The 21872-nt window shown below is 43.4% G+C and carries 21 protein-coding genes and 1 pseudogene; 7 read left to right on the top strand and 15 right to left on the bottom strand.

Annotated elements, in window-relative coordinates; translation table 11 throughout:
• Window positions 1-87: 87 nt before the first annotated feature.
• Both AC0YN7_RS24450 and AC0YN7_RS24445 read right to left on the bottom strand, forming a co-directional pair.
• Complete coding sequence (locus tag AC0YN7_RS24450; protein ID WP_475812631.1) at window positions 88-780, bottom strand: response regulator transcription factor; 693 nt, start codon at window positions 778-780, stop codon at window positions 88-90.
• On the bottom strand, window positions 777-2258 hold the full coding sequence (locus AC0YN7_RS24445) for a sensor histidine kinase (RefSeq protein WP_475812630.1): 1482 nt from the start codon (window positions 2256-2258) through the stop codon (window positions 777-779). The genes AC0YN7_RS24450 and AC0YN7_RS24445 overlap by 4 nt, the downstream gene beginning before the upstream one ends.
• A gap of 148 nt (window positions 2259-2406) precedes the next feature.
• On the opposite strand from AC0YN7_RS24445, the pseudogene AC0YN7_RS24440 reads away from it, so the two are divergent.
• The 5 genes and pseudogenes from AC0YN7_RS24440 to AC0YN7_RS24420 form a co-directional block, all read left to right on the top strand.
• Window positions 2407-2628: pseudogene (locus tag AC0YN7_RS24440) on the top strand (YiaA/YiaB family inner membrane protein); the annotation flags it as partial.
• Window positions 2629-2688: 60 nt separating this feature from the next.
• Window positions 2689-2889, top strand: a complete 201-nt coding sequence (locus AC0YN7_RS24435) for a YiaA/YiaB family inner membrane protein (RefSeq protein ID WP_475812680.1) — start codon at window positions 2689-2691, stop codon at window positions 2887-2889.
• 220 nt (window positions 2890-3109) lie between these two features.
• Entirely contained in the window at window positions 3110-4606 is a 1497-nt protein-coding gene (locus AC0YN7_RS24430; RefSeq protein ID WP_475812679.1) for a spore germination protein, read from the top strand.
• A complete protein-coding gene (locus tag AC0YN7_RS24425) occupies window positions 4603-5700 on the top strand; it encodes a GerAB/ArcD/ProY family transporter (RefSeq protein WP_475812629.1) in 1098 nt (365 codons plus the stop codon). Before AC0YN7_RS24430 ends, AC0YN7_RS24425 begins: the two co-directional genes overlap by 4 nt.
• Window positions 5700-6812 (top strand): Ger(x)C family spore germination protein, encoded by a 1113-nt coding sequence (locus tag AC0YN7_RS24420; RefSeq protein WP_475812628.1) that lies wholly within the window; start codon window positions 5700-5702, stop codon window positions 6810-6812. The genes AC0YN7_RS24425 and AC0YN7_RS24420 overlap by 1 nt, the downstream gene beginning before the upstream one ends.
• A 580-nt stretch (window positions 6813-7392) precedes the next feature.
• Here the strand turns inward: AC0YN7_RS24420 and AC0YN7_RS24415 are convergent.
• From AC0YN7_RS24415 to AC0YN7_RS24400, 4 genes are read right to left on the bottom strand one after another with little or no spacing between them, the layout of a single operon-like run.
• Window positions 7393-7476 (bottom strand): hypothetical protein, encoded by an 84-nt coding sequence (locus AC0YN7_RS24415; protein WP_475812678.1) that lies wholly within the window; start codon window positions 7474-7476, stop codon window positions 7393-7395.
• A complete protein-coding gene (locus tag AC0YN7_RS24410; protein WP_475812627.1) occupies window positions 7476-7709 on the bottom strand; it encodes a kinase/pyrophosphorylase in 234 nt (77 codons plus the stop codon). The genes AC0YN7_RS24415 and AC0YN7_RS24410 overlap by 1 nt, the downstream gene beginning before the upstream one ends.
• 49 nt (window positions 7710-7758) lie before the next feature.
• Window positions 7759-8706 (bottom strand): NAD-dependent epimerase/dehydratase family protein, encoded by a 948-nt coding sequence (locus tag AC0YN7_RS24405; protein ID WP_475812626.1) that lies wholly within the window; start codon window positions 8704-8706, stop codon window positions 7759-7761.
• Window positions 8707-8719: 13 nt separating this feature from the next.
• Complete coding sequence (locus AC0YN7_RS24400) at window positions 8720-9910, bottom strand: glycine C-acetyltransferase (RefSeq protein ID WP_475812625.1); 1191 nt, start codon at window positions 9908-9910, stop codon at window positions 8720-8722.
• A gap of 136 nt (window positions 9911-10046) precedes the next feature.
• On the opposite strand from AC0YN7_RS24400, the gene AC0YN7_RS24395 reads away from it, so the two are divergent.
• Complete coding sequence (locus AC0YN7_RS24395; RefSeq protein ID WP_475812624.1) at window positions 10047-10598, top strand: helix-turn-helix domain-containing protein; 552 nt, start codon at window positions 10047-10049, stop codon at window positions 10596-10598.
• Between the two features lie 265 nt (window positions 10599-10863).
• Here AC0YN7_RS24395 and AC0YN7_RS24390 read toward each other — a convergent pair whose 3' ends face one another.
• From AC0YN7_RS24390 to AC0YN7_RS24350, 9 genes are all read right to left on the bottom strand, one after another.
• Window positions 10864-11700 carry a carbohydrate ABC transporter permease gene (locus AC0YN7_RS24390; protein ID WP_475812623.1) on the bottom strand — a complete coding sequence of 279 codons (837 nt, stop codon included), beginning with the start codon at window positions 11698-11700 and terminating at the stop codon, window positions 10864-10866.
• A gap of 30 nt (window positions 11701-11730) precedes the next feature.
• Window positions 11731-12678, bottom strand: coding sequence for a carbohydrate ABC transporter permease (locus AC0YN7_RS24385; RefSeq protein WP_475812622.1), 948 nt, complete (start codon window positions 12676-12678; stop codon window positions 11731-11733).
• Window positions 12679-12783: 105 nt separating this feature from the next.
• A complete protein-coding gene (locus tag AC0YN7_RS24380; protein WP_475812621.1) occupies window positions 12784-14241 on the bottom strand; it encodes an ABC transporter substrate-binding protein in 1458 nt (485 codons plus the stop codon).
• Between the two features lie 192 nt (window positions 14242-14433).
• Entirely contained in the window at window positions 14434-15540 is a 1107-nt protein-coding gene (locus AC0YN7_RS24375) for an SGNH/GDSL hydrolase family protein (RefSeq protein ID WP_475812620.1), read from the bottom strand.
• 46 nt (window positions 15541-15586) lie between these two features.
• Window positions 15587-16351, bottom strand: coding sequence for a Cof-type HAD-IIB family hydrolase (locus AC0YN7_RS24370; RefSeq protein WP_475812619.1), 765 nt, complete (start codon window positions 16349-16351; stop codon window positions 15587-15589).
• Entirely contained in the window at window positions 16348-17184 is an 837-nt protein-coding gene (locus AC0YN7_RS24365) for a carbohydrate ABC transporter permease (RefSeq protein WP_475812618.1), read from the bottom strand. The genes AC0YN7_RS24370 and AC0YN7_RS24365 overlap by 4 nt, the downstream gene beginning before the upstream one ends.
• Before the next feature lie 29 nt (window positions 17185-17213).
• Window positions 17214-18161, bottom strand: coding sequence for a carbohydrate ABC transporter permease (locus AC0YN7_RS24360; RefSeq protein ID WP_475812617.1), 948 nt, complete (start codon window positions 18159-18161; stop codon window positions 17214-17216).
• 71 nt (window positions 18162-18232) lie between these two features.
• Entirely contained in the window at window positions 18233-19723 is a 1491-nt protein-coding gene (locus AC0YN7_RS24355; protein WP_475812616.1) for an ABC transporter substrate-binding protein, read from the bottom strand.
• Window positions 19724-19931: 208 nt separating this feature from the next.
• On the bottom strand, window positions 19932-20528 hold the full coding sequence (locus AC0YN7_RS24350; RefSeq protein ID WP_475812615.1) for a YdcF family protein: 597 nt from the start codon (window positions 20526-20528) through the stop codon (window positions 19932-19934).
• A gap of 128 nt (window positions 20529-20656) precedes the next feature.
• Between AC0YN7_RS24350 and AC0YN7_RS24345 the strand changes: the two genes are divergently transcribed.
• Complete coding sequence (locus AC0YN7_RS24345; RefSeq protein WP_475812614.1) at window positions 20657-21829, top strand: ROK family protein; 1173 nt, start codon at window positions 20657-20659, stop codon at window positions 21827-21829.
• The last annotated feature ends 43 nt before the right edge of the window (window positions 21830-21872 follow it).

Raw genomic sequence — 21872 nt, 5'->3', positions numbered from 1 at the left:
GATAGAGATAAATTGCTAAGGTACATTATATTAACAAAATATAAACTGCAGCTAAAATGTTTGGAAACTTCACTAATATTCACGATTCTATACGGTAAACCGATATCCTGCCCCCCAGACGGTTTCGATATATTGCGGGTTAGAAGGATCAGCTTCTAGTTTTCCCCGAAGCTTGCGAATATGTACCGTAACCGTCGCAATATCGCCGCTAGAATCCATTTTCCAAATCCGTTCAAATAAATCTTCTTTCCCAAATACACGATTTGGATTACTTGCTAGAAATACAAGCAGATCAAATTCACGTGTTGTAATGGCAACTTCTTTATTCCTTACAAACACTCTCCGTGAAGCTTTATCTATGAGTAGTCCGCGGATATGAATTTCATCTTGAGCAGCTGGTTTTTGCTTATTCAGCAATCGGTCGTACCTAGTTAAATGCGCCTTCGCTCTCGCTACTAATTCACTTGGACTGAATGGCTTTGTTATAAAGTCATCGGCTCCCAAATTGAATGCTCGGATTTTATCAATTTCTTCTTTCTTTGCTGAAACAATTAATATGGGAACTTCCTTTGCATCGCGTATGCGGCGGCATAATTCGAACCCATCCAGCCCTGGCAGCAGCAGATCGATGATAATCAGATTGTAGTCCTCATTAAGGGCGAGTTGCAGTCCTTCATCTCCTGTATGGCATAAATCGACTGAGAAGCCGTTTAATTGAAAATAATCCTGCTCAAGCTGAGCAATTGTCGTCTCGTCTTCAATGATCAGAATTCGTGTCATTGGCCATCAAGCTCTCCTTCGTTTGTTCGTCTCAGCTTCAAGAAAAGACTGGTCCCTACGCCTTGTTCACTTTGCGCCCAAATGGAACCACCGTGTCCTTCAATAATTTGGCGGGCAATCGCCAGCCCTAATCCGCTTCCGCCTTTTGATGAATTCCTCGATTGTTCAGCGCGATAGAATCGTTCAAAGATATGTGGTAGAGCCGCATCCGGGATACCCATACCGTTATCCTTGAATTCGATTGTCACCCATTCCGAATCAGCTTGAATAATAGAGACACTAATTTGTTTGCTCGGGTTATTCATATATTTGAGTGCATTATCAATAATGTTCAAGATCGTACGCTTTAATTTCTCTAAATCCGCGGATACCATTATATTTTCGTAGTCATAGTGATCCCAATTGATCACGATGTCCTTGCCCTCTAATTCGTAACTCAGTTCATCCATACAATCGTCCAAAAATACGATAATGTCTACTGGCTCGAACATAAATGGAACTTGTTTCAAATCCAGCTTAGAGTATAAAAACAACTCATCTACCAACTTGTCCATATCAACGGCCTTCGTATAAATAATATCAACATAGATCTCCATTTTCTCAAGAGTATCAGCCACTCCATCTCGAATCCCCTCAATATACCCTTTGATATTCGTAATCGGTGTTCGCAGGTCATGAGATATATTCGAGATCAGCTCTTTCCGATTCTCTTCATATTGCAGACGTAGATCCACAGACTCCTGAAGTCGCTGCCGCATACTCTCGAATGCTTCATTAAGCTGACCAATCTCATCATTCGAATGCAAATTGAGTTCAAATTGCAAATTGCCTTCCTTAATGCGATTCGCAGAGCTCCTAAGCAAGTTCAACGGCTTAATGACACTTCGCGTAATCCAGCGATACAATAACATATTTGATACGATGAGCACGACAATCAAAATAAGTGATAGGATCGGCAGGAGCTTGCGCGTCAGCTCCGCAAAGGGACTCCGTTCACGTATTACGAACACGCTGCCTTTAGCTCCATCCGAATACAAAAAATCATATTTCGCATAGGCGTAGAACCGTTCACCGATATTAAAGGTGCTGCGAATCTGATTATTTTTCAAATCATACAGCGGTAAAGCAAATTTCAACTCCGGCTGATTAAAGGTCAATGACTCGAAAATTTGATTGCTCTCACGCCTTACATAGAGCCCTGACTTCTCGGCTCTAAGCTTGAAGTCGTAGTCCTTCAATAATTCTTTGTTCTGAAGCTCATCCGGGTCATTCTTAGCCATAAATTTCAGCTCTAAGAAAATAGACTCCCCTTGCTCGGTTAAAGGATTAATCTGATAATGCACTTTATAAATATCCCGAAAACTGTGTAAGTCCCCCGTAGAAGCAATTGTATAAAGGCTTGCCGTCAACATGATAAACATCAAACTTATAACGAACATACCGGTAAAAGATAATAATAGCTTAATACGAATCGACATAATCTCACCCTTATACAAGCCAGTTTAGTTAGTCCAAATATTAGCACATGTTGGTACCATGATTAAATAGTACTTCCGCAATTGGAAATATGTTGTAAACTAAAGACATCAACATATTATCATTTCGGGAGGATTTCTAATGGAAACTATGCATGTTCGCAAACCCTCTAACTTTTATCGCCGTCGCAATACCCCTACGTATACTTTTATGGCCTGGGCGGCCTTCATTATCGCTTGCGGCTTTGAGTTTATCGGGATTTACACACTTGAGCAGCCCATGTCCGTTCAAGGTTATTATGCGGTAACTGGAGTTCTTCTGATCATAACGTCCTTCCTCCTGCAAAAGGTAGCAAGGGACAACGATGAAGACAAATTTCTGAAGGATTACAATCCAAGCTATCGAGCTAGAAACACCGCTGCTTTCTCCTTCATGGCATGGGCAGGCTTTATTATCGCGATCCTCGCTCAATATATCGGTATTTACACACTCGAAGAGCCCTTGTATGTAAAAGGCTATTATGCAATTGCTGGCGCCTTTCTGATTGTCGCTTGTCTCGTTCTACAAAAGACGATTCGTGACAATGAAGAGGATAAAATTCACATGAACATTAATGAAGAAATAGATGCCTAACTGAAACGCACTCAAAAACCTTTCACTCTTACAAAAGAGCGGGAGGTTTTTTTGTTGTCCATTTATTGCTCAGAAAATGTATCTATCTAGAGCTTTAGGTAATCCTAAAAATGCCATTTCTTTTTTATCCAAAATATCACACTAATTAATTTAGATAGGATGATGATCGATGTTCGCCTTATTAAAGCTAATGATTAGAAAAAGCAATTCCAAATACCGCATGACAAAGGACACCGCACCTCCCTCTGATGTTGTTCTTATTAAAAGTGATTTATCTGCTAACATCAAATACCTTCAACAAATATTCAATCTAGCTCCTGATTTTTATATTCGGAAGTTTCAAAAGGATCAGCAGGAAGCTTCTGCAGCACTTGCTTATATAAACGGTATGGTTGATATGACCTCTATTGACAATAATATTTTGCAGGAATTGATCCATAATGCTCCCGATAAGCAGTTTGAAGTGAACGAAGCGGTGAGTGTCGGGGACTTTCGTGTGGTATTGGACTTGAATCTGGTTGAAAATGCAATACTCCTTGGAGATAGTGTACTTTTTGTCGATGGCCAACCGAAAGCTTACATCTTTGATACGAAAGGATGGCCGCAGAGGTCGATTGAAGACACTAAAGTTGAAGCATCCCTTCGAGGGGCACATATGGGCTTCGTGGAAACCGGTGGCCAAAATATTGCATTAATTCGCAGGTATATACCACACCGTGAATTGAAAATTAAGGAGCAAATCGTTGGGGAACGCGGTAAAACTAAGGTTTCGATCCTATATTTAGATGACGTGGCCAATAAGGATGTACTCAAGGAACTAGAAACACGAATTAAACAGATTGATGTAGATGCCATCTGTAATACAGGGGAGTTAGTTGAATTCATCGAGGATAATCCCTACTCGCCTTTTCCACAATTTATATTGACTGAAAGACCTGACAGTGCAGCTTCCCATATCCTTCAAGGAAGGTTCGCTGTCGTTGTGGATAAGTCTCCAACTGTGCTGATTGCTCCGACAATCTTTGTATCCTTTTTTCAAAGTGTGGACGATTACAGCAGCAGATGGCTGATCGCTTCTTTTATTCGGCTCCTGCGGTTTTTAGCCTTATTTATTGCTTTGTTTCTTCCCGCTGCATATATTGCGCTTATTTCTTTCAATTACGAAGTTATCCCTTTACAGCTCATTTTGTCGATTGCGGAGACGAGAACCCGCGTTCCGTTCCATCCGATTATGGAAGCTATCCTGATGGAAATAATGCTTGAAATGATGAGAGAAGCTGGCATTAGGCTACCTGCGCCAATCGGACAATCCATTGGAATTGTAGGGGGTATCGTAATCGGTCAAGCGGCTGTACAAGCAGGAATTGTCAGCAATATTATGGTAATTATTGTTGCCTCTACTGCTATCGCTTCATTTATTATTCCCAGCTACGATATGGGCGCTTCAATTCGGCTACTTCGATTTCCAATGATGCTGCTGGCTTCAATGTTTGGGATTGTGGGCATTGTTTGCGGTGCGATTGCTTTAGTTGGTCATTTCGTATCACTTGAATCGCTAGGTACCCCTTATGGCAGTCCACTAGCTCCTTGGAGATTTGCTGATATGAAAGATGTATTTATTCGTATGCCTCTATGGACGATGATCAAGCGACCTAAAAGTACTAGTGCAGTTCAATCTGTCAGACTAGATAATTCTCAGAAAGGGGAAGAACCATGAAAAAATACGCCTTAAATGAAATTACTTTTATGCAGTTTATTTTTATCGTTCATGGAGCTCAAGTAGCTACAGGTATATTCTCACTGCCAATGGATTTGGCAATTAAAGCAGGAACCGATGGCTGGATATCCCTCCTTATCGGCTATGTCCTCAGCATGATCGCCTGTATTATAATCGTGCTGACTTTTAAAAAATACCCCACCGATACATTGCCAGATCTGTATAATCGCCTATTTGGCAAAGTCATCGGAAAGATTTTAATCATCCCAGTCATTGCTTATTTTGTATTCTTTGTTTGTACGGTACTTACATTCACCATGCTCTTCGTAAAGCACTGGTTTTTACCACTAACTCCGGACTATCGGATCATGATTTTATTGATTGTCCCAGGGTATTTTGTTGCTCGCAGCGGTTTGCGTGTATTAGGACGATACAATGAACTCGTTTTTTTTCTAATGATCTGGATGCCACTTATCCTAATGGCCCCTTTGAAAGAAAGTCATTGGATTCACATGCTTCCTGTTATCAAAGAAGGATGGGGGCCAATTTTTGATGGAGTACAAACGACCATATATTCTTTTCAGGGCTTTGAGTGCTTGTTTTTTATTTATCCTTTTCTACAGAAAAAGGAGCTTGCTGTTCGTGGAGTCATTATTGCCAATTCATTGACTTTAATCGTTTACCTAGGAATCACCTTAATTTGCTTCACATATTTCAGCCCCGATGATATTACAAGCTATAATCAACCACTGCTGAGTTTCTTGAAAGTCGTTGAATTTCGGTTTCTTGAACGCTTTGACATGATTTTTTTAGCTCTTTACCTATTTATCATTTCAACCGCTTGGCTGACTCATATGTTTGGAGCGGTCTTTAGCACAGGCAAATTGTTTGGGAAGGAGGCTCCGCCTCTGTATGCCGCTGTAATCTTCCTGCTAATTATTACACTCATTATTGCTGTCCATCCTTCATGGAATCAGGCGCAACAATGGCAGCAAAATATAAGTAAAACAGGAGTATGGTTCGCCTATGTGTTTCCATTTTTTCTATACCTGTATGTCCTTCTCTATAAACGTTTTACGAGGAGAGTATCTTAATGAAACGTGTTTACCTATTTTGTTTGCTGATGGCGCTGTCAATCCTTCCGGGTTGTGTGGATCAAATCAATATTGAAGACATCTCGCTTTCCCTGGTACTGGGAATTGATCTCGATGAAGAGGACCGCCTTGTCATTTCATCAACCAGCCCTGTATTTAATTCAGAGGCGAAAGAAAAGGAAGAGACTAGTATCGTTCAAGCCCTTACACTTCGCCAATCCAAGCGACAATTTGATGCCACGGTCACTGCTCTAACTAGCCGAGGCAAGCTCCAAATGCTGCTCATTGGCAAACGTGTTCTACAGCACAAAGATTGGTTCCCTGTTTTAGATGTCCTCTTTAGGGATGGTAAAAATACGGTTATGACTCAAGTTGTTATGGTTGACGGTCCTGTTGCGGATGTTATCAAGTTCAAGCCTAAAGACAAGCCACGTCTACCTATCTATTTGACAAAGCTGATTGAAACCGCTCACCTAAGAAATATTACAGTAGCAACGACCGCTCAAGAGCTTCGCCGTCAAGTTGCAGATAAAGGATTAACGCCTAGTATTTCGGAGCTTAAAGAAGATGGACAAATTAAACTGACGGGCACAGCGCTTTTGGCGCAGTCCGGTAAATACAAACTGTCCATTAATTCTGATGAAACCCAACTGCTCCGAATCATGCAGCATCAAACAGAGGGGGAGTTTTCCTTAACGATTCTCGTTCCCGAGCTGTCGAATGAGGGGATTTTCCATAAGGATACTCTAAACATTTTGCCTGAGGCCATTTCTGTTAAAACAAAAACAAACTATAAGGATGACAAGTTTATATTTGATATCGGAGTTAACATGAGAATATCCATAAAGGAGCGCTTATTTCCTTTTGACGTCAAGCGGGAAGCACCTAAATTGGAAAAGGAAATTGAAGACCAGCTGCAAAAGCAATTTCTTCAATTGATAAAAAAAATCCAAAAAGCCAAAATCGACCCGATTGGGCTCGGAATGTATGCGAGAGCTTATGAGTATTCCCATTGGAAAAAAGTTCAGGATAACTGGGGGGATACCCTATCGAAAGCAGAAATCAATGTGAAGGTCAAAACAAAGATTCAAGCAATGGGATCGATAAAGTAATGTTCTAATTATAATGAAAGCCTCCAATATTTGAAAAACGTCCAGCCAGAAGAGCCTCATGTGCTCTCCTGGCTGGAACTGTTACTCCATCAGAAAGAAATACTCCCCTCCTCAGCACTGCATCCTCTCTTCCATCTAGGTCAAGTTAAACGGTACTACAAAAAGTTGGTACTTATGCTTAATGATACTAACTCATACAATGAGGAGAATGATTAACTTTTACACTTACTTTTTGAAGCATGTCATTAGGCTTCAGCATTTGCAAAGGTTAGGAGAGATAATGCGGTGAAAACACTTATCGAGCGAGCATCCTGCTTAAAGGACTATGAAGTAGAGTGTTACAGCATATGTTATTTCCTTTTACAGAAAGAAAACTTAGCTATTGATACGGCAAAAAGAGTTTTGAAAGAATTGCTCTATGATGAAGGGTTTTATAACAAGGACGGAGAGCAGAGAAGGCTGGAAATACGTAAACTTACTAAGAAATTCGCCATAAAGACATACCAAATACATATCGCATCATCATCCTGAGTCAGAGCAGGATTAATTGTAACAGCTTTCAGTTTTCCTTACGAAAATATTAAAGATATTCCACAATAATACCGGCTGTTTCTTCAATGGCCTTATCGGTAACGTTAATAACGGTGCATCCGAGCTGCTTCATTAAGTCATGAGCATACTCCAGTTCTTCAATAATTCGCTGCAAGGTTGCATTCGGGAGCCCTCAGGCAATCCTAATACCTTTAATCGTTCTTTACAAATCTTGAATATTTTCTCGGCATCCATCGTTAGTCCGATCACACGATGACTAGGTATTTTGAACAGCTCAGTAGGTGGCTTAACCTCGGGCATTACGGGGAAATTGGCTGCTTTAATCCCCTTCAGTTTTATCGCCATGATTCCCCTCCAGATAAGAGTTCAAGCAATAAAACCATGGCAGGCTACTCTAACCAGCAAATTTAATGGACACTTGCGAGAGCATTTCCTGAGTCATTTTCTCCAAATTATATTGTACGCAAAATCCCCATTCTTCCTTGGCAGCATTGCAGTCGATTGCATTAGGCCAGCTATCGGCAATCGCTTGTCTGACTGGATCCACCTGATAGGCGATTTTAAAGTGAGGAATATGCCTTCTTATTTCTGCTGCAATCATTTCTGGCTCGATACTCATTGCCGATACATTAAAAGCATTGCGATGCTTGAGCTTGGAAGCGTCTGCCTCCATTAGTGAGATGATAGCATCAAGGGCATCAGGCATATAAATCATATCCATAAAAGTACCTTGTGAAATGTAAGAGGTATAACTGCCTTTCTGAACGGCATCATAAAAAATTTCTACTGCATAATCAGTAGTTCCTCCGCCCGGCGGAGTGATATAGGAGATGATTCCGGGAAACCGCAGCCCGCGAGTATCTACTCCAAACTTTCTATAATAATAATCACACAATAATTCCCCTGAAGCTTTACTAACGCCATACATGGAAGTTGGTCTTTGGATGGTATCTTGCGGAGTATTACTCTTGGGTGTTGTAGGTCCAAATGCACCGATAGAGCTTGGAGTAAATAGCTGGCAATTTAATGTTCTAGAAACTTCTAATGCGTTGAGTAATCCACCCATATTCAATTGCCACGCAAGTAATGGTTTTGCTTCCGAGGTTGCAGACAATAGCGCAGCTAAATGAATGATTGTATCTACTTGATGTTTACTCGCGATATCGTACATGGCTTGGGGATCGGTTACGTCTAAAATTTCAAAGGGACCTGCTGCCTCGTGTTTACATACTTGTTTTATATCCGTAGCAATTACTTGGTCCGTACAATAAATTTGCCGCAGTCTAGTGACTAGCTCTGTACCAATTTGACCCGATGCGCCAGTAACCATTATTTTTTTCATCTGAATACCCCCTCTATATAAGCTTCAGCTCTTTTCCTACTTTTTCATAGATCGCTAATGCCTTTTCTAGCATAGTCTGAGTATGTGCTGCAGTTGGCATATTTCTTATTCTTCCGCCGCCTTTTGGTACAGTTGGGAATACAATCGCTTTGGCATAAACACCTTCTTCATAAAGCCTTTTGCTAAATTGCTGCGTCAGCTTTTCATCTCCAATAATGCACGGTGTGATCGGCGTTTCACTATTCCCGATATCGAAGCCTAGTTCATGAAGTCCCTTCTTCAAAAATTTGCCGTTCTCCCACAATCGATCTATAAGCTCCGGATTGCTCTTAATGATATCTATAGCTGCAATACAGGGTGCAACAGCTGCAGCTGGCATTGAGGTCGAAAATAAAAACGGCTTGCTTCTTGCTTTGAGCCAATCAATTAAATCTTTCTTGCCGGCTACGTACCCACCTATGACACCGATAGCTTTGGAGAGCGTGCCGATTTGAAAATCCACTTGATCAGAAAGTCCAAAGTGCTTTACTGTACCAGCGCCCCCACAGAGAACTCCCGAACCATGTGCATCATCCACATAGGTTATGAGATCATACGCCGCTGCAATCTCAATAATTTCCGGAAGCTTGGCAAGGTCCCCATCCATGGAGAAAACACCATCTGTAATGACCATGATTTTCTTATATAAACCGGATTCTTTAATTGTCTTCGCCTTACTTCGTAAATCATCCATGTCGGAGTGATTGTAGCGAATAATCTTCGCTTTAGATAATCTGCACCCTTCAATGATTGAAGCATGATTTAATTCATCGGATAGTATGGCGTCGTTCTGATCCATCACTGCAGAGATAGCAGCCATATTACAATTAAATCCTGATTGATAGACAACAACTGCTTCCGTCTTCTTAAACTGAGCTAATTTTTCTTCCAACTGTAGATGAACATCTAATGTTCCATTAATTGTCCGTACAGCTCCCGCTCCTGTGCCATAAATATTCACTGCCTCTACGGCTGCCTGGATTAATCTAGAATCAGTCGTTAATCCCAAATAATTATTTGAGGACAAATTGATATACTCTTTGCCTGCGATTATGATTGTCGCCCCGTTGGCCCCCTGCAAAGGATCGATTATGTTGTATAATCCTTTACTTTTTAGTTCAGTCAAATTTTCGCTTAAAAAATGTGCTAACTGTATGCTGGACATATTTCCGCCTCCTCTTTATACGTTATACTATACATACGTATCAGATAGCGTACAACATAAATTTTTGAAATAGTCGACTTTTGAGTTTATTTACGTTACGATGGGTAAAAAAATAGAGACCGAGGGTAGAGAATTCATGGAACCGATACATGTTAAATTGGGCAAAAATTTAAAATCAATTCGTAACAGCAGAGGCTTGAGTCTCGATAAAGTGGCGGAGTTAACCGGAGTTAGCAAAGCAATGCTTGCACAAGTAGAGCGTGGTGAGTCTAGTCCATCCATTTCGGTAATTTGGAAAATCGCGAATGGGCTTCATTTGTCCTTCACATCATTAATCGAAAAGCAAAGTCCTTCTATATCTATTGTTAAAATTGCCGATATGGAACCTTTGTTAGAAGAAAAAGGCTCGTTTCGGTCTTATCCCCTCTTTCCATTTAGTCCACAAAAGCAATTCGAAATTTATATTGTGGAAATGGATCCGTATTGCTATCACGAATCCGAAGCACACAGCGCCGGAGTAGAGGAATATATTGTGCTTTTACAAGGAACTCTTGAAATTTCAATTGATGGCAGTAACCATATAGTTAATCCAAGTGAATCCCTTAGGTTCATTGCAGACCAACCCCATAGTTACAGGAATAATACGGACAGTATCGTACAGTATCATGTAATTATTTATTATCCATAATTCATAATGAGACCGAACTAACAAGGTTAATCTTCAGAAATACATGGTGGATGGCAGAGGTGGTTTACTGCAACTTATCCCCCGTCTCCTCACTTCACAAGACAACAATCTAAATATAATAATTTATATGCCTTATCACTATCTACAGGTCCATGGGATGGTAATGAAAAAAGACTGGATATTTGGTCAGAGAATCGCAGGCCAGTTTCCAGTCTTTAGTGAGTTGAGGAGTGTTGTTTAGTTCGGTTGTGAGTTAAAATCTATGTCAGCCTTTCACCGCGCCCATTGTCGCGCCTTCCATCAACAGCTTCTGGAACAGAATGTAGATGATAATGCACGGTATCATAGAAATTGTTACTCCCGCGAACAGCGTCACCCAATCGGCGGTATACTCCATCTGCTTGTTCGCAGAATACATTTGTACCGCGATCGGATACTTCTTAGGATCGCTTAAGTATATGAAAGGTCCCATAAAGTTATTGTAGAATCCAAGAAACTTAAATACGGCAACCGTAACAATACCCGGCGTCGATAGAGGAACGACAACCCGCCAAAATCTTTGGAACAGCGTGGCGCCATCCATCGTTGCGCTCTCTTCCAATTCCTTCGGCAGAGAGCTCATAAAACCGCCCAGAAGCATGAGATAAAATACGCTTTCCCCTAGGCTGGACAATAGAATTAAGCCTGTCAGGCTATTCGTTAATTCCAGTTCCCTCATAACCACGTACTGAGGAACGAGAGCATTTACACCAGGTAGAAATAAGGAAAGCATAATCAAGCCCCAAATTACTTTTCTCCCCTTAAACTCCATACGCGTCAGCGCGTAAGAATTGAGCGTCGTGAAAAAAATACCGAGTACCAAGCTTCCGCCCACATAATAAAAGGTATTCAGAAGCGACTGGCCAAAGCCGTATTGGTTCCAAGCCTTCGTATAGTTCTTCCACTGCAACTCCGTTGGCAGCGCCCAGATGTTCTGAAAAAATTCCGGATTGCTCTTAAGTGACTCATAGAAGACCCAAGCAAGCGGAAAGAGAATCGTCAGCGCCCATAAGATTAACAGGATGCGCCAGATGACATCCATAAATGTATGCTTTTCTTTCAACCCTATCCCTCCGAACCCTTTGAATGAAAATTAAAACTCTACGTCTTTTTTCGGCAGGAACTTGTCCGTCAGCACTTTGGCGGTTACTAATATAACAAAGAGAATCATACCAATCGCGGAAGCATAGCCGTAGTTCCGATACTCCTCTCCAAAGGCCAGATTAAACATGTACAAACCGATGACATCGGTGGACCCGTACGGCCCGCCATTTGTCAGGATGAGAATATTTTCGAAGCTCTTCAAGGTTCCAACGACTAAGAAAAGCACTGCAACCTTAACAATTGGCATAATAAGCGGCATCGTAATTTTAAATAATCGAGTCATATGGCCTGCACCTTCAAGAATGGCTGCCTCGTATAATGATTTTGGTATTGCCAGCATCGCATTAGCGAAGATGATCACATACAAGGCGACCCCACCCCATACCCAGGGCGGGATTACTGCTAAAATCGCAGTCCGTTCGTCACCAAGCCAATAAAAGTTTTTCATGTCGAATCCAAACAGCTCAATGATCCCATTCAATAAGCCATACGAGCCGTCATAAATAAACGCCCATAAGAGCGCGATGACAACCGTAGAGAGCACGTTTGGAAAGAAAAACAACACTTTCAAAAATTTATTTTCATGATAGTTTTTATTCGAAATTAAATAACCAAGCAGCAGTGAAATCAACACAACAAACGTTGGGATAGCCAGCATAAATATAACGTTGTGTCCGAGCGCACGCCATACATATTTGTCATTGAAAGCCGTAACGAAGTTATCGAACCCTACAAACTTTGGTTCTGTAAACCCGTCCCAATCCAGAAAAGCATAATAAACAGATAGTATATTCGGAAATAGCGTGAACAGTAAGTACCCTCCGAAGGGGGGGACGATGGCAACGAACAGAAAAATCCATTTTTGCGTGTTCTTTTTATCAAGACCCAGTCTTTGCAGCCAAGTGCGCTGTGTCTTTACTACAGTCGTATCAGACATGGGAGGACAGCTCCTATTCTACAAACTTAAGCGGCTGGTGCCGTTATTATTTTAAAATAAGGAAGCGGAGAGGAAGCCCTCCCCGCTCGCTCGCAGCAAAACTGTTTATTTCTGCGCTTCTAAAGCCTTCGTCAGCAATTTTTCTGCTTCTTCCAAAATTGGCATCGGATCTTGCTGACCCAAGACGATCTTGATTGTATTTTCATCCATTAGTTTCGTAGCTTGAGCATAGTTTGGATCGGAAATACTAACAGACCTGCTTGCTTTATAAGCTCGTGCATCGTTTTCTGTGATGTATTTCAGAACAGCTTGTGCCGAGCTGGACAGGTTAACCGTTCTAGCGGCATCTTCTGTCAAGTCACTACGCATAGGCAAAGCGCCCGCTTTCTCAGCGATATATTGCTGATTATCCAACGTCATCAGCTCAACGATAAATTCCTTTGCCCATTTCTTGTTCAGCTCAGGCTTGTTTGCCCAAATGTAATTGAAGTTTGTCGTTCCGCTTCTTACCCAAAGCTTCTGATCTGTGCTCTCTCTGAAAGGAACAATCATAAAGCCCCAGTCAAAGTCTGTCGGTGTCGCTTCCTTCATTTCATTCTCAACGTGGCTTCCTGTTGATACCATTGCAGCTTCTTTTTGAATAACCTGCATCTGAGATTGCGTATGAGACAAAGCTGGCAAGCCTTCAGCAAAATACCCTAGTTGTCCCAGTTCATAAAGGCGATTCCAGTGCTCTACAACCTCTGTGCTCTTATACTGTGGGAGCGTAAAGATTTTGTAGTCCTCAATATATTGGTCTGCGTGACCGTTCATGTCGGCTAGCTCAAATAATTTCGCTGCTCCGAAAGCCCAATCGACATAGTTCGGATGCATGCCTGGGAAGGTAATCGGAGCGATTCCATCCGCCTTAATATCCGCAAGCAGCTGCTTGAACTCATCCCATGTTTTAGGATTTTGGTTCCAGCCATGCTCATCAAACAGCTTTTTATTGAAGAACAAGCCGCCGAAGCTGCTGGACGCTGCGAATTCATATCTTTTACCATTGATCAAAGTGGTCGATTCGTACATGCCCGGCAGTGTGAGGTCTTTAACGGTTTTATCCGGTGCGTCCGGAAGCTTCATATCCCAAATGTCATCCATTGGCTCAAGCTTACCCGCTTGCGCGAGGGATACAATTCCGCCCGCTGGCGTTGTGTTGAAGAGGTCGAACATCTCCTTATCATCGTTTGCGGAGATTTTAGTCGAGAGGATTGTTTTCATATCAGCTGAAGCTGTAATATCAAACGATACATTTGGATACTTTGCTGTAAAGTTTTCAACTGCATGATCGAACCATTCGCGTCCGTATCCGCCAACGAAGAAGCCGACCTTCAAGGTAACCTTCTCATCCTTAGGAAGCCCATTTTCATATACAGCGACTTCTGCAGGCGCGTTGCTTGCTGCTGGTGCATTTGCAGCGTTGTTTCCGCTGTTTGCGTTATTGCCTCCGTTACCGCATGCTGCAATAACGGCCATTGCTGTAACCAGACCAACGGATGCAAGCTTCTTAAACGTTTTGTCCATAAATTTTAGAACCCCCCAATTAATAAATAAATTTGATTTATTCAACTTCTAAAGTTATTTTATCGGTCTTGTGTTATCTAACTGTCATGAAATAATTAAGGTTATGTAAATTATCCCTGTTGAATAACCAAAACAAAAAAAGCCTCAAGATTACCCGTAATCAGCGGGTAATCAAGGCTTTCTCTTCCTCACCTACAGGTTAAGAAGCGGTCTGATAATTGGCGCAAGCGACTGCGCTATGCGAAGAAACCCTAGGTCGGTCAGATGTGTTCCGTCAACGGTAATTTCGCTGATGGAGTCCTCCCCGAGCAGCTCGAAGCCATTTGCAAAATGGATATGACTATCCCCTTCTGCCCGCCTCTGTTCAACGTTCTCAATCTGCACCAGCCTTCGGTGATTAAACAGCTCCTGCCTCTCCTCATAGAAATGGTCGCCGTCATTGCGGATTTTGGAGACAATTAATATAGGAACCTCAGGATGCCGCTCTCTTAGTATGTTGATGAACAGAGGCAACGTTCTTGCTATGTTCTCAGCTGCTCCAGTGTTGCCTTCATAATCCAGCACATAGAGCCCAGGTTCTTCAATATCCGCCATGATCTGAGCCAGCTCCGGCTCTCCTTTGCCAGAACCGGAAAAGCCGAGATTCACGAACGGCACCGGTAACGTGCGGCTGAGGATGTTGGAATAAGCCATGCCTGGTCTCGAAGCGCATCCGCCTTGTGTAACGGAGGTACCATAGATGACAACGGGTCTATTGCTGGAATAGGAAGGAGGAGCACTGACAGCAGCATCCTCATCTATACCTATCAAGACCTCCTCCACGCCTTGATATAATGGAAAGTTCAAGGTTACAGCGAAATCTCTTTTGGTATTCCACCGAAACAGCTGTGCTTCATATTCTATATCTTTATGATTAAATTTGGTTGTGGAGATGTACTTCTGGTTGCCGGGATCCCCTAAATAGCAGTCAAAACCACACTGCCCGGTTGCGGGCATATGGTACATATTCGCAGGACCAGCTAGACGCACCTTAATAACTAACCGTGAAGTATTCGTTCGAAAACGAATCTGGCCTCCAGCAGTGCAATAGGCAAGAGTATCGACTGCGGATGGCAAAGGCACCCCCGGATTAAGAGGGAGACGACGATAAACACCATCCTGGGCTAGCCATGGGAAGCCTACAATTTGAAAAGGAGGCTTAAGCGGAGAAAGCCACTTCAGCGGTTCTCCTTCAAACGTCTCCGGGCCTGCTTCTCCACCTAGCAGGTTTATGTCGATTTCTTTCGATTGAACGGACATCTGTAACCACTCCTCTATATTTTTACGTTCAACCCATACCGTTTTTTTACTCCATATCAAAAACATATTTCCGTATCGCTAGAGCAACCCCATCCTCATTATTAGAGGCGGTTATTGCACCCGCTATCGCTTTGACGTGCTCCTCGCCATTGGCCATAGCTACGCCAAGCCCTGCTGCTTGCAGCAGTTTGACGTCGTTGTCGCTGTCTCCCATTGCGATGACATCAGACATGGAGATGCCCAGTATTTCACAAACCTCGCGTACTCCGCTTTCTTTGGTTACCCCTTTAACGGAAATTTCAAGGTTAGTCGGGGCTGACCGGGTGATCTCAAGCGTTCCCCAGCTCTCTAGCTCTTCCCTTATCTGTGCAAGCATCATCACATCATGGCTGCCGATGCCGAACTTCATCCAATCCCGCTCGAACATCTCTGGCGTCCAGACATCCTCGTTCGTCAAGCTTTCCACACTGTAGCCCCAATACCATTGCCCCCGCTGTACGGCAATCTCGTGCAGTCGCCGAACAGTGTCCCGAGGTAGAAAGGTACGCTTCCGCAGCCTCCCGGGGCCTTCCCAAATTTCCGCTCCATTAAGAAGCACCATTGGAGAATCCAAGCCAAGTTCATCCCAAAATGATTTGGCATTCTGCAAGCCTCTGCCGGTTGAGAACATAACCTTAACGCCGTGATCGACCGCGTAGCGGAGCCACTTTTTGGACTCATCAGAAATTCGTTTGTCCTCCGTCAGCAGCGTTCCGTCCAGATCAAGGGCAATTAACTTATAGCCCGTCTTTACGGTATCCATAACACTCATCCTTTCACCGCTCCCATCGTCGCGCCTTCCATTAAAAGCTTTTGGAACATGATGTAAATGATAATGGAAGGGACCATTGCAATCGTAACGCCAGCGAACAGCGTCACCCAATCAGCCGTATACTCCATTTGCTTATTCGCTGAATACATTTGCACGGCAATCGGATATTTCTTAGGATCGCTCAAATAAATGAAAGGGCCTAAGAAGTTATTATAGTAGCCAAGGAACTTAAATACGGCTACTGTAACAATTCCCGGTGTCGATAAGGGAACGATTACTCGCCAAAACTTTTGGAACAAGGTAGCGCCGTCCATCGTCGCGCTCTCCTCCAGCTCCATCGGCAGAGAACTCATAAAGCCACCCAGCAGCATGAGATAAAATACACTTTCCCCCAGGCTGGACAACAAAATTAACCCGGTTAAGCTATTCGTCAAGTCCAGTTCCCGCATAATGACATACTGAGGCACGAGCGCATTGACGCCTGGCAAGAACAGGGACAGCATAATCAGACTCCAAATGATTTTTCTACCTTTGAAATTCATTCGCGTAAGCGCATAAGCGTTAATCGTCGTGAAGAACAGGCCCAGCACGAGGCTTCCGCCCACATAATAAAGGGTATTTAACAGCGATTGTCCAAAGCCATATTGATTCCAAGCCTTCGTATAATTTTGCCATTTGAACTCCGAAGGCAGCGCCCATATATCTTGGTAAAACTCAGGATTACTCTTCAGTGATTCATAGATAACCCAAATTAGCGGAAATATGATCGTCAGCGACCATGCATAAAGCAGAATGCGCCAGACGACATCCATTAATGTCCGTTTTTCCTTCAAGCTTATCCCTCCGAACCTTCAAATAGAAACTAAAACTCGTAGTCCTTGTTCGGCACGAATTTGTCGATCAGCAGTTTAGCTGTTACTAATATAACGAATAGAATCATACCGACAGCAGAAGCGTAGCCGTAGTTCCTATACTCTTCTCCGAAAGCTAAATTAAACATGTAAAGACCGATAACATCTGTCGACCCGAATGGCCCCCCATTCGTCATAATGAGAATGATCTCGAAACCTTTCATCGTTCCAACGACCAGGAACAAAGCGCTGACGCGGATTATCGGGGTAACCAGCGGCATCGTAATCTTGAACATGCGGGTCATATGCCCGGCTCCTTCAAGAATAGCGGCTTCATACAATGACTTTGGAATCGCAAGCATCGCATTAGCAAAAATAATGACATACAAGCCAACACCGCCCCATACCCATGCCGGAATAATAGACGCAAGCGCAGTGCTCTCATTGCCGAGCCAATAAAAATTGCCGATGTTGATTCCAATGAATTTAAGCAGGCCATTTAATAAGCCGTAGGAGCCGTCATAGATGAACGCCCATAAGAGAGCGACTACAACCGTGGACAACACATTCGGGAAGAAGAATAATACCTTCAGGAAGCCGGTCTCGTAATAGTTTTTATTTGTAATGAGATAGGCCAGTAACAGCGAAATAAGAATAACAAAAAAGGGCACGGTTATCATGAAGATAAGATTGTGGCCCAGAGCACGCCATACATATTTATCCTGGAATGCGGTGATGAAATTCGCCAGCCCGACAAACTTCGCATTTGTAAATCCATCCCAATCAAGCAGCGCATAATAAACGGATAAAATATTAGGAAATAACGTAAACAGCAAATACCCGCCAAAAGGAGGAACGATCGCAATGAACAAAAATATCCACTTTTGCGTACTTGCTTTATCTAGACCCAGCCTCTGCATGGGGGTCTGCGTTGTTTTCACTACAGTTGAATCAGACACGGGAGGTCAACTCCTATCATACCAGCGTTTGTAATGAGAGCGGAGAGGTATCCTCTCCGCTCGACAGTCTCTTATTTTTTCTTCTCAGCCTCTAACGCTTTCTTCAGCAGCTCTTCCGCCTGCTCCAAAATTGGTTTCGGATCCTGCTTTCCAAGTGCAAATTTGACTATATTTTCATCCATTAATTTCTCTGCTTGAGCCAGATTTGGATCTGAAATGCTGATGGAACGGCTTGCTTTATACGGATGAGCATCATTATCCGCAATGTATTTCAGAACGGATTGAGCCGAGCTGGAGAGACTAGCCGTCTTAGCGGGATCTTCAGCTAAATCCTTACGCATAGGCAGCGCGCCTGATTTTTCGGCTGCAAACTGTTGATTTTCAAGCGTTAAAACCCAAACGATCAGCTCTTTTGCCCATTTCTTATTCAATTCCGGCTTGCCCGCCCAGATATAATTGAAGTTGGTCGTTCCGCTTCTAATCCATAGTTTCTGGTCTGTGTTGTCTCTGAATGGAACAGCCATGTAGCCCCAATTAAAATCAGCCGGCGTCGCTTCCTTCATTTCATTTTCTACGTGGGTTCCTGTCGATACCATCGCCGCTTGCCCTTGAATAACCTGCATTTGCGATTGCGTATGATTCAAAGCCGGCAGTCCTTCAGCAAAATATCCTTGTTGACCCAGCTCATAAAGTCTGGTCCATGTTTCAACCGTTTCTGGATTTGTATATTGCGGGAGGCCATAGTTTTTATAATTTTCTATAAATTCATCAACATGTCCATTGATATCTGCCAGTTCAAAGTTTTTGGCTGTTCCGAATGCCCAGTTATGATAGCTTGGATGAATGCCAGGGAACGTAATCGGAGTGATGCCGTCAGCTTTAATGTCCGCTAGAAGCGCTTTAAATTCATCCCATGTGCGAGGATTTTGGTTCCAGCCTTGCTCCTCAAACAGCTTCTTGTTAAAGAACAATCCGCCGAAGCTGCTGGCCGTAGCAAACTCATAACTCTTTCCGCCAATCAAAGTCGATGATTCATACATCCCCGGCATCATGAGATCCTTCACCGTTTTATCTGGTGCATCCGGCAGCTTGTAATCCCAGATATCATCCAAAGGCTCAAGCTTTCCTGCTTCGGCGAGCGATACGATACCGCCTGATGGGGTCGTATTGAATAGATCAAACATATCTTTGTCGTCGGTTGCAGAGATTTTGGTGGAGAGGATTGTTTTCATGTCAGCTGATGCAGTAATATCGATCGTTACATTTGGGTACTTCGCTGTGAAAGACTTTACCGCATAATCAAACCAATCACGTCCATAACCGCCTACAAAGAAACCGACCTTCAGCGTTACCTTCTCGTCCTTTGGCAATCCGTTTTCATATACTGCAGCTTCCGGTGCCGGCGTGCTGCTGGCAGGCGCCACGGTTCCTGTGCTGCCGGTGTTTGTATTATTGTTGTTCTTACTGTTATTGCTGTTGTTGCCGCTGCAGGCTGCGAGCAACGTAAAGGACATCATTGTTGTTAAGCCGATGGTAAGAAGCTTCTTCCAACTCGTCTTCATGTGATAACCGCCCTTTCTTTGACACTTCATTTATTGTTTGCAATAACTGTTTTCCCGAATAGCCAATATGCAGCCCTCTCAACCGCTAAGCCCCACCTCCTATAAGCATCTATTGCGTGCAATTTGTATCCGCTTTCAAACCTTGCTTTAGAAGGAGCAGCCTTCTCGGCTGCACTTCCATCAACCAGCGGCATTTTGCTCTTTTCTGTTATTGATTGACCGCGCTATTTGTCTTCAAGGCTTTCTCAACCCAGGGCAGTGTCAAACGGAATGCGCGAATCTCGAGGAAGGTTAACCGAAGCTGCAGCGTCAGGATACTGCGTATATCCCTTTTGGCATAGAAAATAGCCGAAATGCCAAGCTTCTTCATAATGTACTTCATTCGCCGAATATGAAATGAATTGGAGACAAGTACGCACGTGCTGAGTCCATGTTGCCTGAGGAGCTGTCTGCAGTTGACTACATTTTGCACCGTATTGCGCGATTTCATTTCTAAGATCAGCCTCTCTTCAGCAATGCCCTGCTGGACCAGGTAGTCCCGCATAAGCTCTGCCTCTGAACGGTCCGAGCCTACAGCTCCGCCGGAAAGCATCATATAGGAATAATCATATTGACGGAAGAGCTTTATAGCCGTATCGAGCCGTTCCTTCAGCAGCGGATGAATACTGCCGTCATCGGAACGATAACCGAGTACAATAAGAGCGTCGGCGCGTCCCCGTCTCAGGCTTGCTGTATGCATCCAACAAACAAACACAAGTGGAATGCAGAGTACAAACATGATGATTACAATTCCAGCTATCCACATTTGCTATTCACGTTCCTCTTAAAGTAGGTTATAATAGGTGTATTATTAATAAATCAAATGACTTTATTAATATTCTACACAAACTGTATATACTGTCAATCAAAATTTAATAAAGTGAGGTACAATTCGTGCACGCCTTAAAAAACACGAGCAACAAGCTGCTGAAATCCATCAACCAGCAAAAGGTACTTTATTTGATATTTTCTGAAGGATCCATTTCGCGCGTTGAGCTGGCACATAAGACAGGCTTGAGCCAACAAACCGTAACCAATATCGTCAATCGCCTGCTGGAGGATGGTCTCGTCTTCGAAGGCGAACATATGCCATTAGAAGCCGGCAGCGGCAGAAAGCGGGTCGCACTCTCCGTCAACAGCTCCAGCCATTATGCATTAGGCATTGAAATCGCCGGCAAATATATCCGGGGCTGCGTCTATAACTTCCGCAATGAACGGATATCATTGACCAATCGTTCCGTGGATAAGTACAAAAATATAGACAACCTGCTTCAGCTGCTGCATGAAGTCATTGATGAGCTGCTGGAGCAGGTTCCGGAGCTTGCCAAGACGAAAGGAATCGGGATCAGCGTACAAGGGCTGGCCGATTCGAAGCAGGGCATCCTGCTGCGTGTGCCAGGTCTCGGCTTCTTACAGCTTCCGCTCAAGTCACTGCTTGAGGACAAGTATGAGCTGCCTGTCTATCTTGAGAATGATGCCAATTTATTAGCGGTTAATGAAAATATGAACGGCTGCCTTAGCGGTTCCACAGACAATATTACATTGAAATTCGATTACGGAATCGGCGGGGCGATCTTTTCAGATACGCGGCTCATCTCCGGATCGTCCTTCGTTGCAGGTGAATTCGGTCATTATAAAGCTTTCACGGGGCCGGAAGCTTATCCATGTCATTGCGGAGGAACAGGCTGCCTGACGACGTTGTTATCCATAAGCGGACTCCAATTTAATACTGGGCAATCGCTTGAAGCTTTCCAACAAGCCGTCCGATCAGGCGACGAGTCCATGATTCATTTGCACGATATAATGATCAAAACCCTGGCTCTAGCTATCAGCAATTTGGTGACCTTTCTAAACCCTGACCGCGTGCTGCTGACAGGTAGAGTATTAGATTCTTGGGGCAGTGATATCGTTTCGAAGCTGAAGGCGACGCTTATGGAAAGCGTTCCTATGACAAGCCGCGGCGTTGAACTTCTGTATATGGAGCAGATGCCGGATGAAACCCTTCTTGCAGCAGGCCTAGTACTAAAGCATGTGTTCGAAATTCCACTGGATGCGTTATCGTTATAAACGAGTGGTCGCAATACTGGCAACAATCCTCCATGCATCTTTG

This window comes from Paenibacillus sp. J31R122, assembly GCF_056269185.1.
The sequence above is the reverse complement of the archived record's forward strand: the minus strand, read 5'-3'. Positions and strand labels throughout refer to the sequence as shown.

Coding starts and splice junctions, on each gene's coding strand:
- AC0YN7_RS24415 (WP_475812678.1), bottom strand. CDS start 7,476: ATGAAGCAGCTCGGATGCACCGTTATTAACGTTACCGATAAGGCCATT.
- AC0YN7_RS24435 (WP_475812680.1), top strand. CDS start 2,689: ATGGCATGGGCAGGCTTTATTATCGCGATCCTCGCTCAATATATCGGT.
- AC0YN7_RS24400 (WP_475812625.1), bottom strand. CDS start 9,910: ATGTCCAGCATACAGTTAGCACATTTTTTAAGCGAAAATTTGACTGAA.
- AC0YN7_RS24410 (WP_475812627.1), bottom strand. CDS start 7,709: ATGGCGATAAAACTGAAGGGGATTAAAGCAGCCAATTTCCCCGTAATG.
- AC0YN7_RS24430 (WP_475812679.1), top strand. CDS start 3,110: ATGACAAAGGACACCGCACCTCCCTCTGATGTTGTTCTTATTAAAAGT.
- AC0YN7_RS24420 (WP_475812628.1), top strand. CDS start 5,700: ATGAAACGTGTTTACCTATTTTGTTTGCTGATGGCGCTGTCAATCCTT.
- AC0YN7_RS24395 (WP_475812624.1), top strand. CDS start 10,047: ATGGAACCGATACATGTTAAATTGGGCAAAAATTTAAAATCAATTCGT.
- AC0YN7_RS24450 (WP_475812631.1), bottom strand. CDS start 780: ATGACACGAATTCTGATCATTGAAGACGAGACGACAATTGCTCAGCTT.
- AC0YN7_RS24405 (WP_475812626.1), bottom strand. CDS start 8,706: ATGAAAAAAATAATGGTTACTGGCGCATCGGGTCAAATTGGTACAGAG.
- AC0YN7_RS24380 (WP_475812621.1), bottom strand. CDS start 14,241: ATGGACAAAACGTTTAAGAAGCTTGCATCCGTTGGTCTGGTTACAGCA.
- AC0YN7_RS24375 (WP_475812620.1), bottom strand. CDS start 15,540: ATGTCCGTTCAATCGAAAGAAATCGACATAAACCTGCTAGGTGGAGAA.
- AC0YN7_RS24355 (WP_475812616.1), bottom strand. CDS start 19,723: ATGAAGACGAGTTGGAAGAAGCTTCTTACCATCGGCTTAACAACAATG.
- AC0YN7_RS24445 (WP_475812630.1), bottom strand. CDS start 2,258: ATGTCGATTCGTATTAAGCTATTATTATCTTTTACCGGTATGTTCGTT.
- AC0YN7_RS24385 (WP_475812622.1), bottom strand. CDS start 12,678: ATGTCTGATACGACTGTAGTAAAGACACAGCGCACTTGGCTGCAAAGA.
- AC0YN7_RS24370 (WP_475812619.1), bottom strand. CDS start 16,351: ATGAGTGTTATGGATACCGTAAAGACGGGCTATAAGTTAATTGCCCTT.
- AC0YN7_RS24350 (WP_475812615.1), bottom strand. CDS start 20,528: ATGTGGATAGCTGGAATTGTAATCATCATGTTTGTACTCTGCATTCCA.
- AC0YN7_RS24425 (WP_475812629.1), top strand. CDS start 4,603: ATGAAAAAATACGCCTTAAATGAAATTACTTTTATGCAGTTTATTTTT.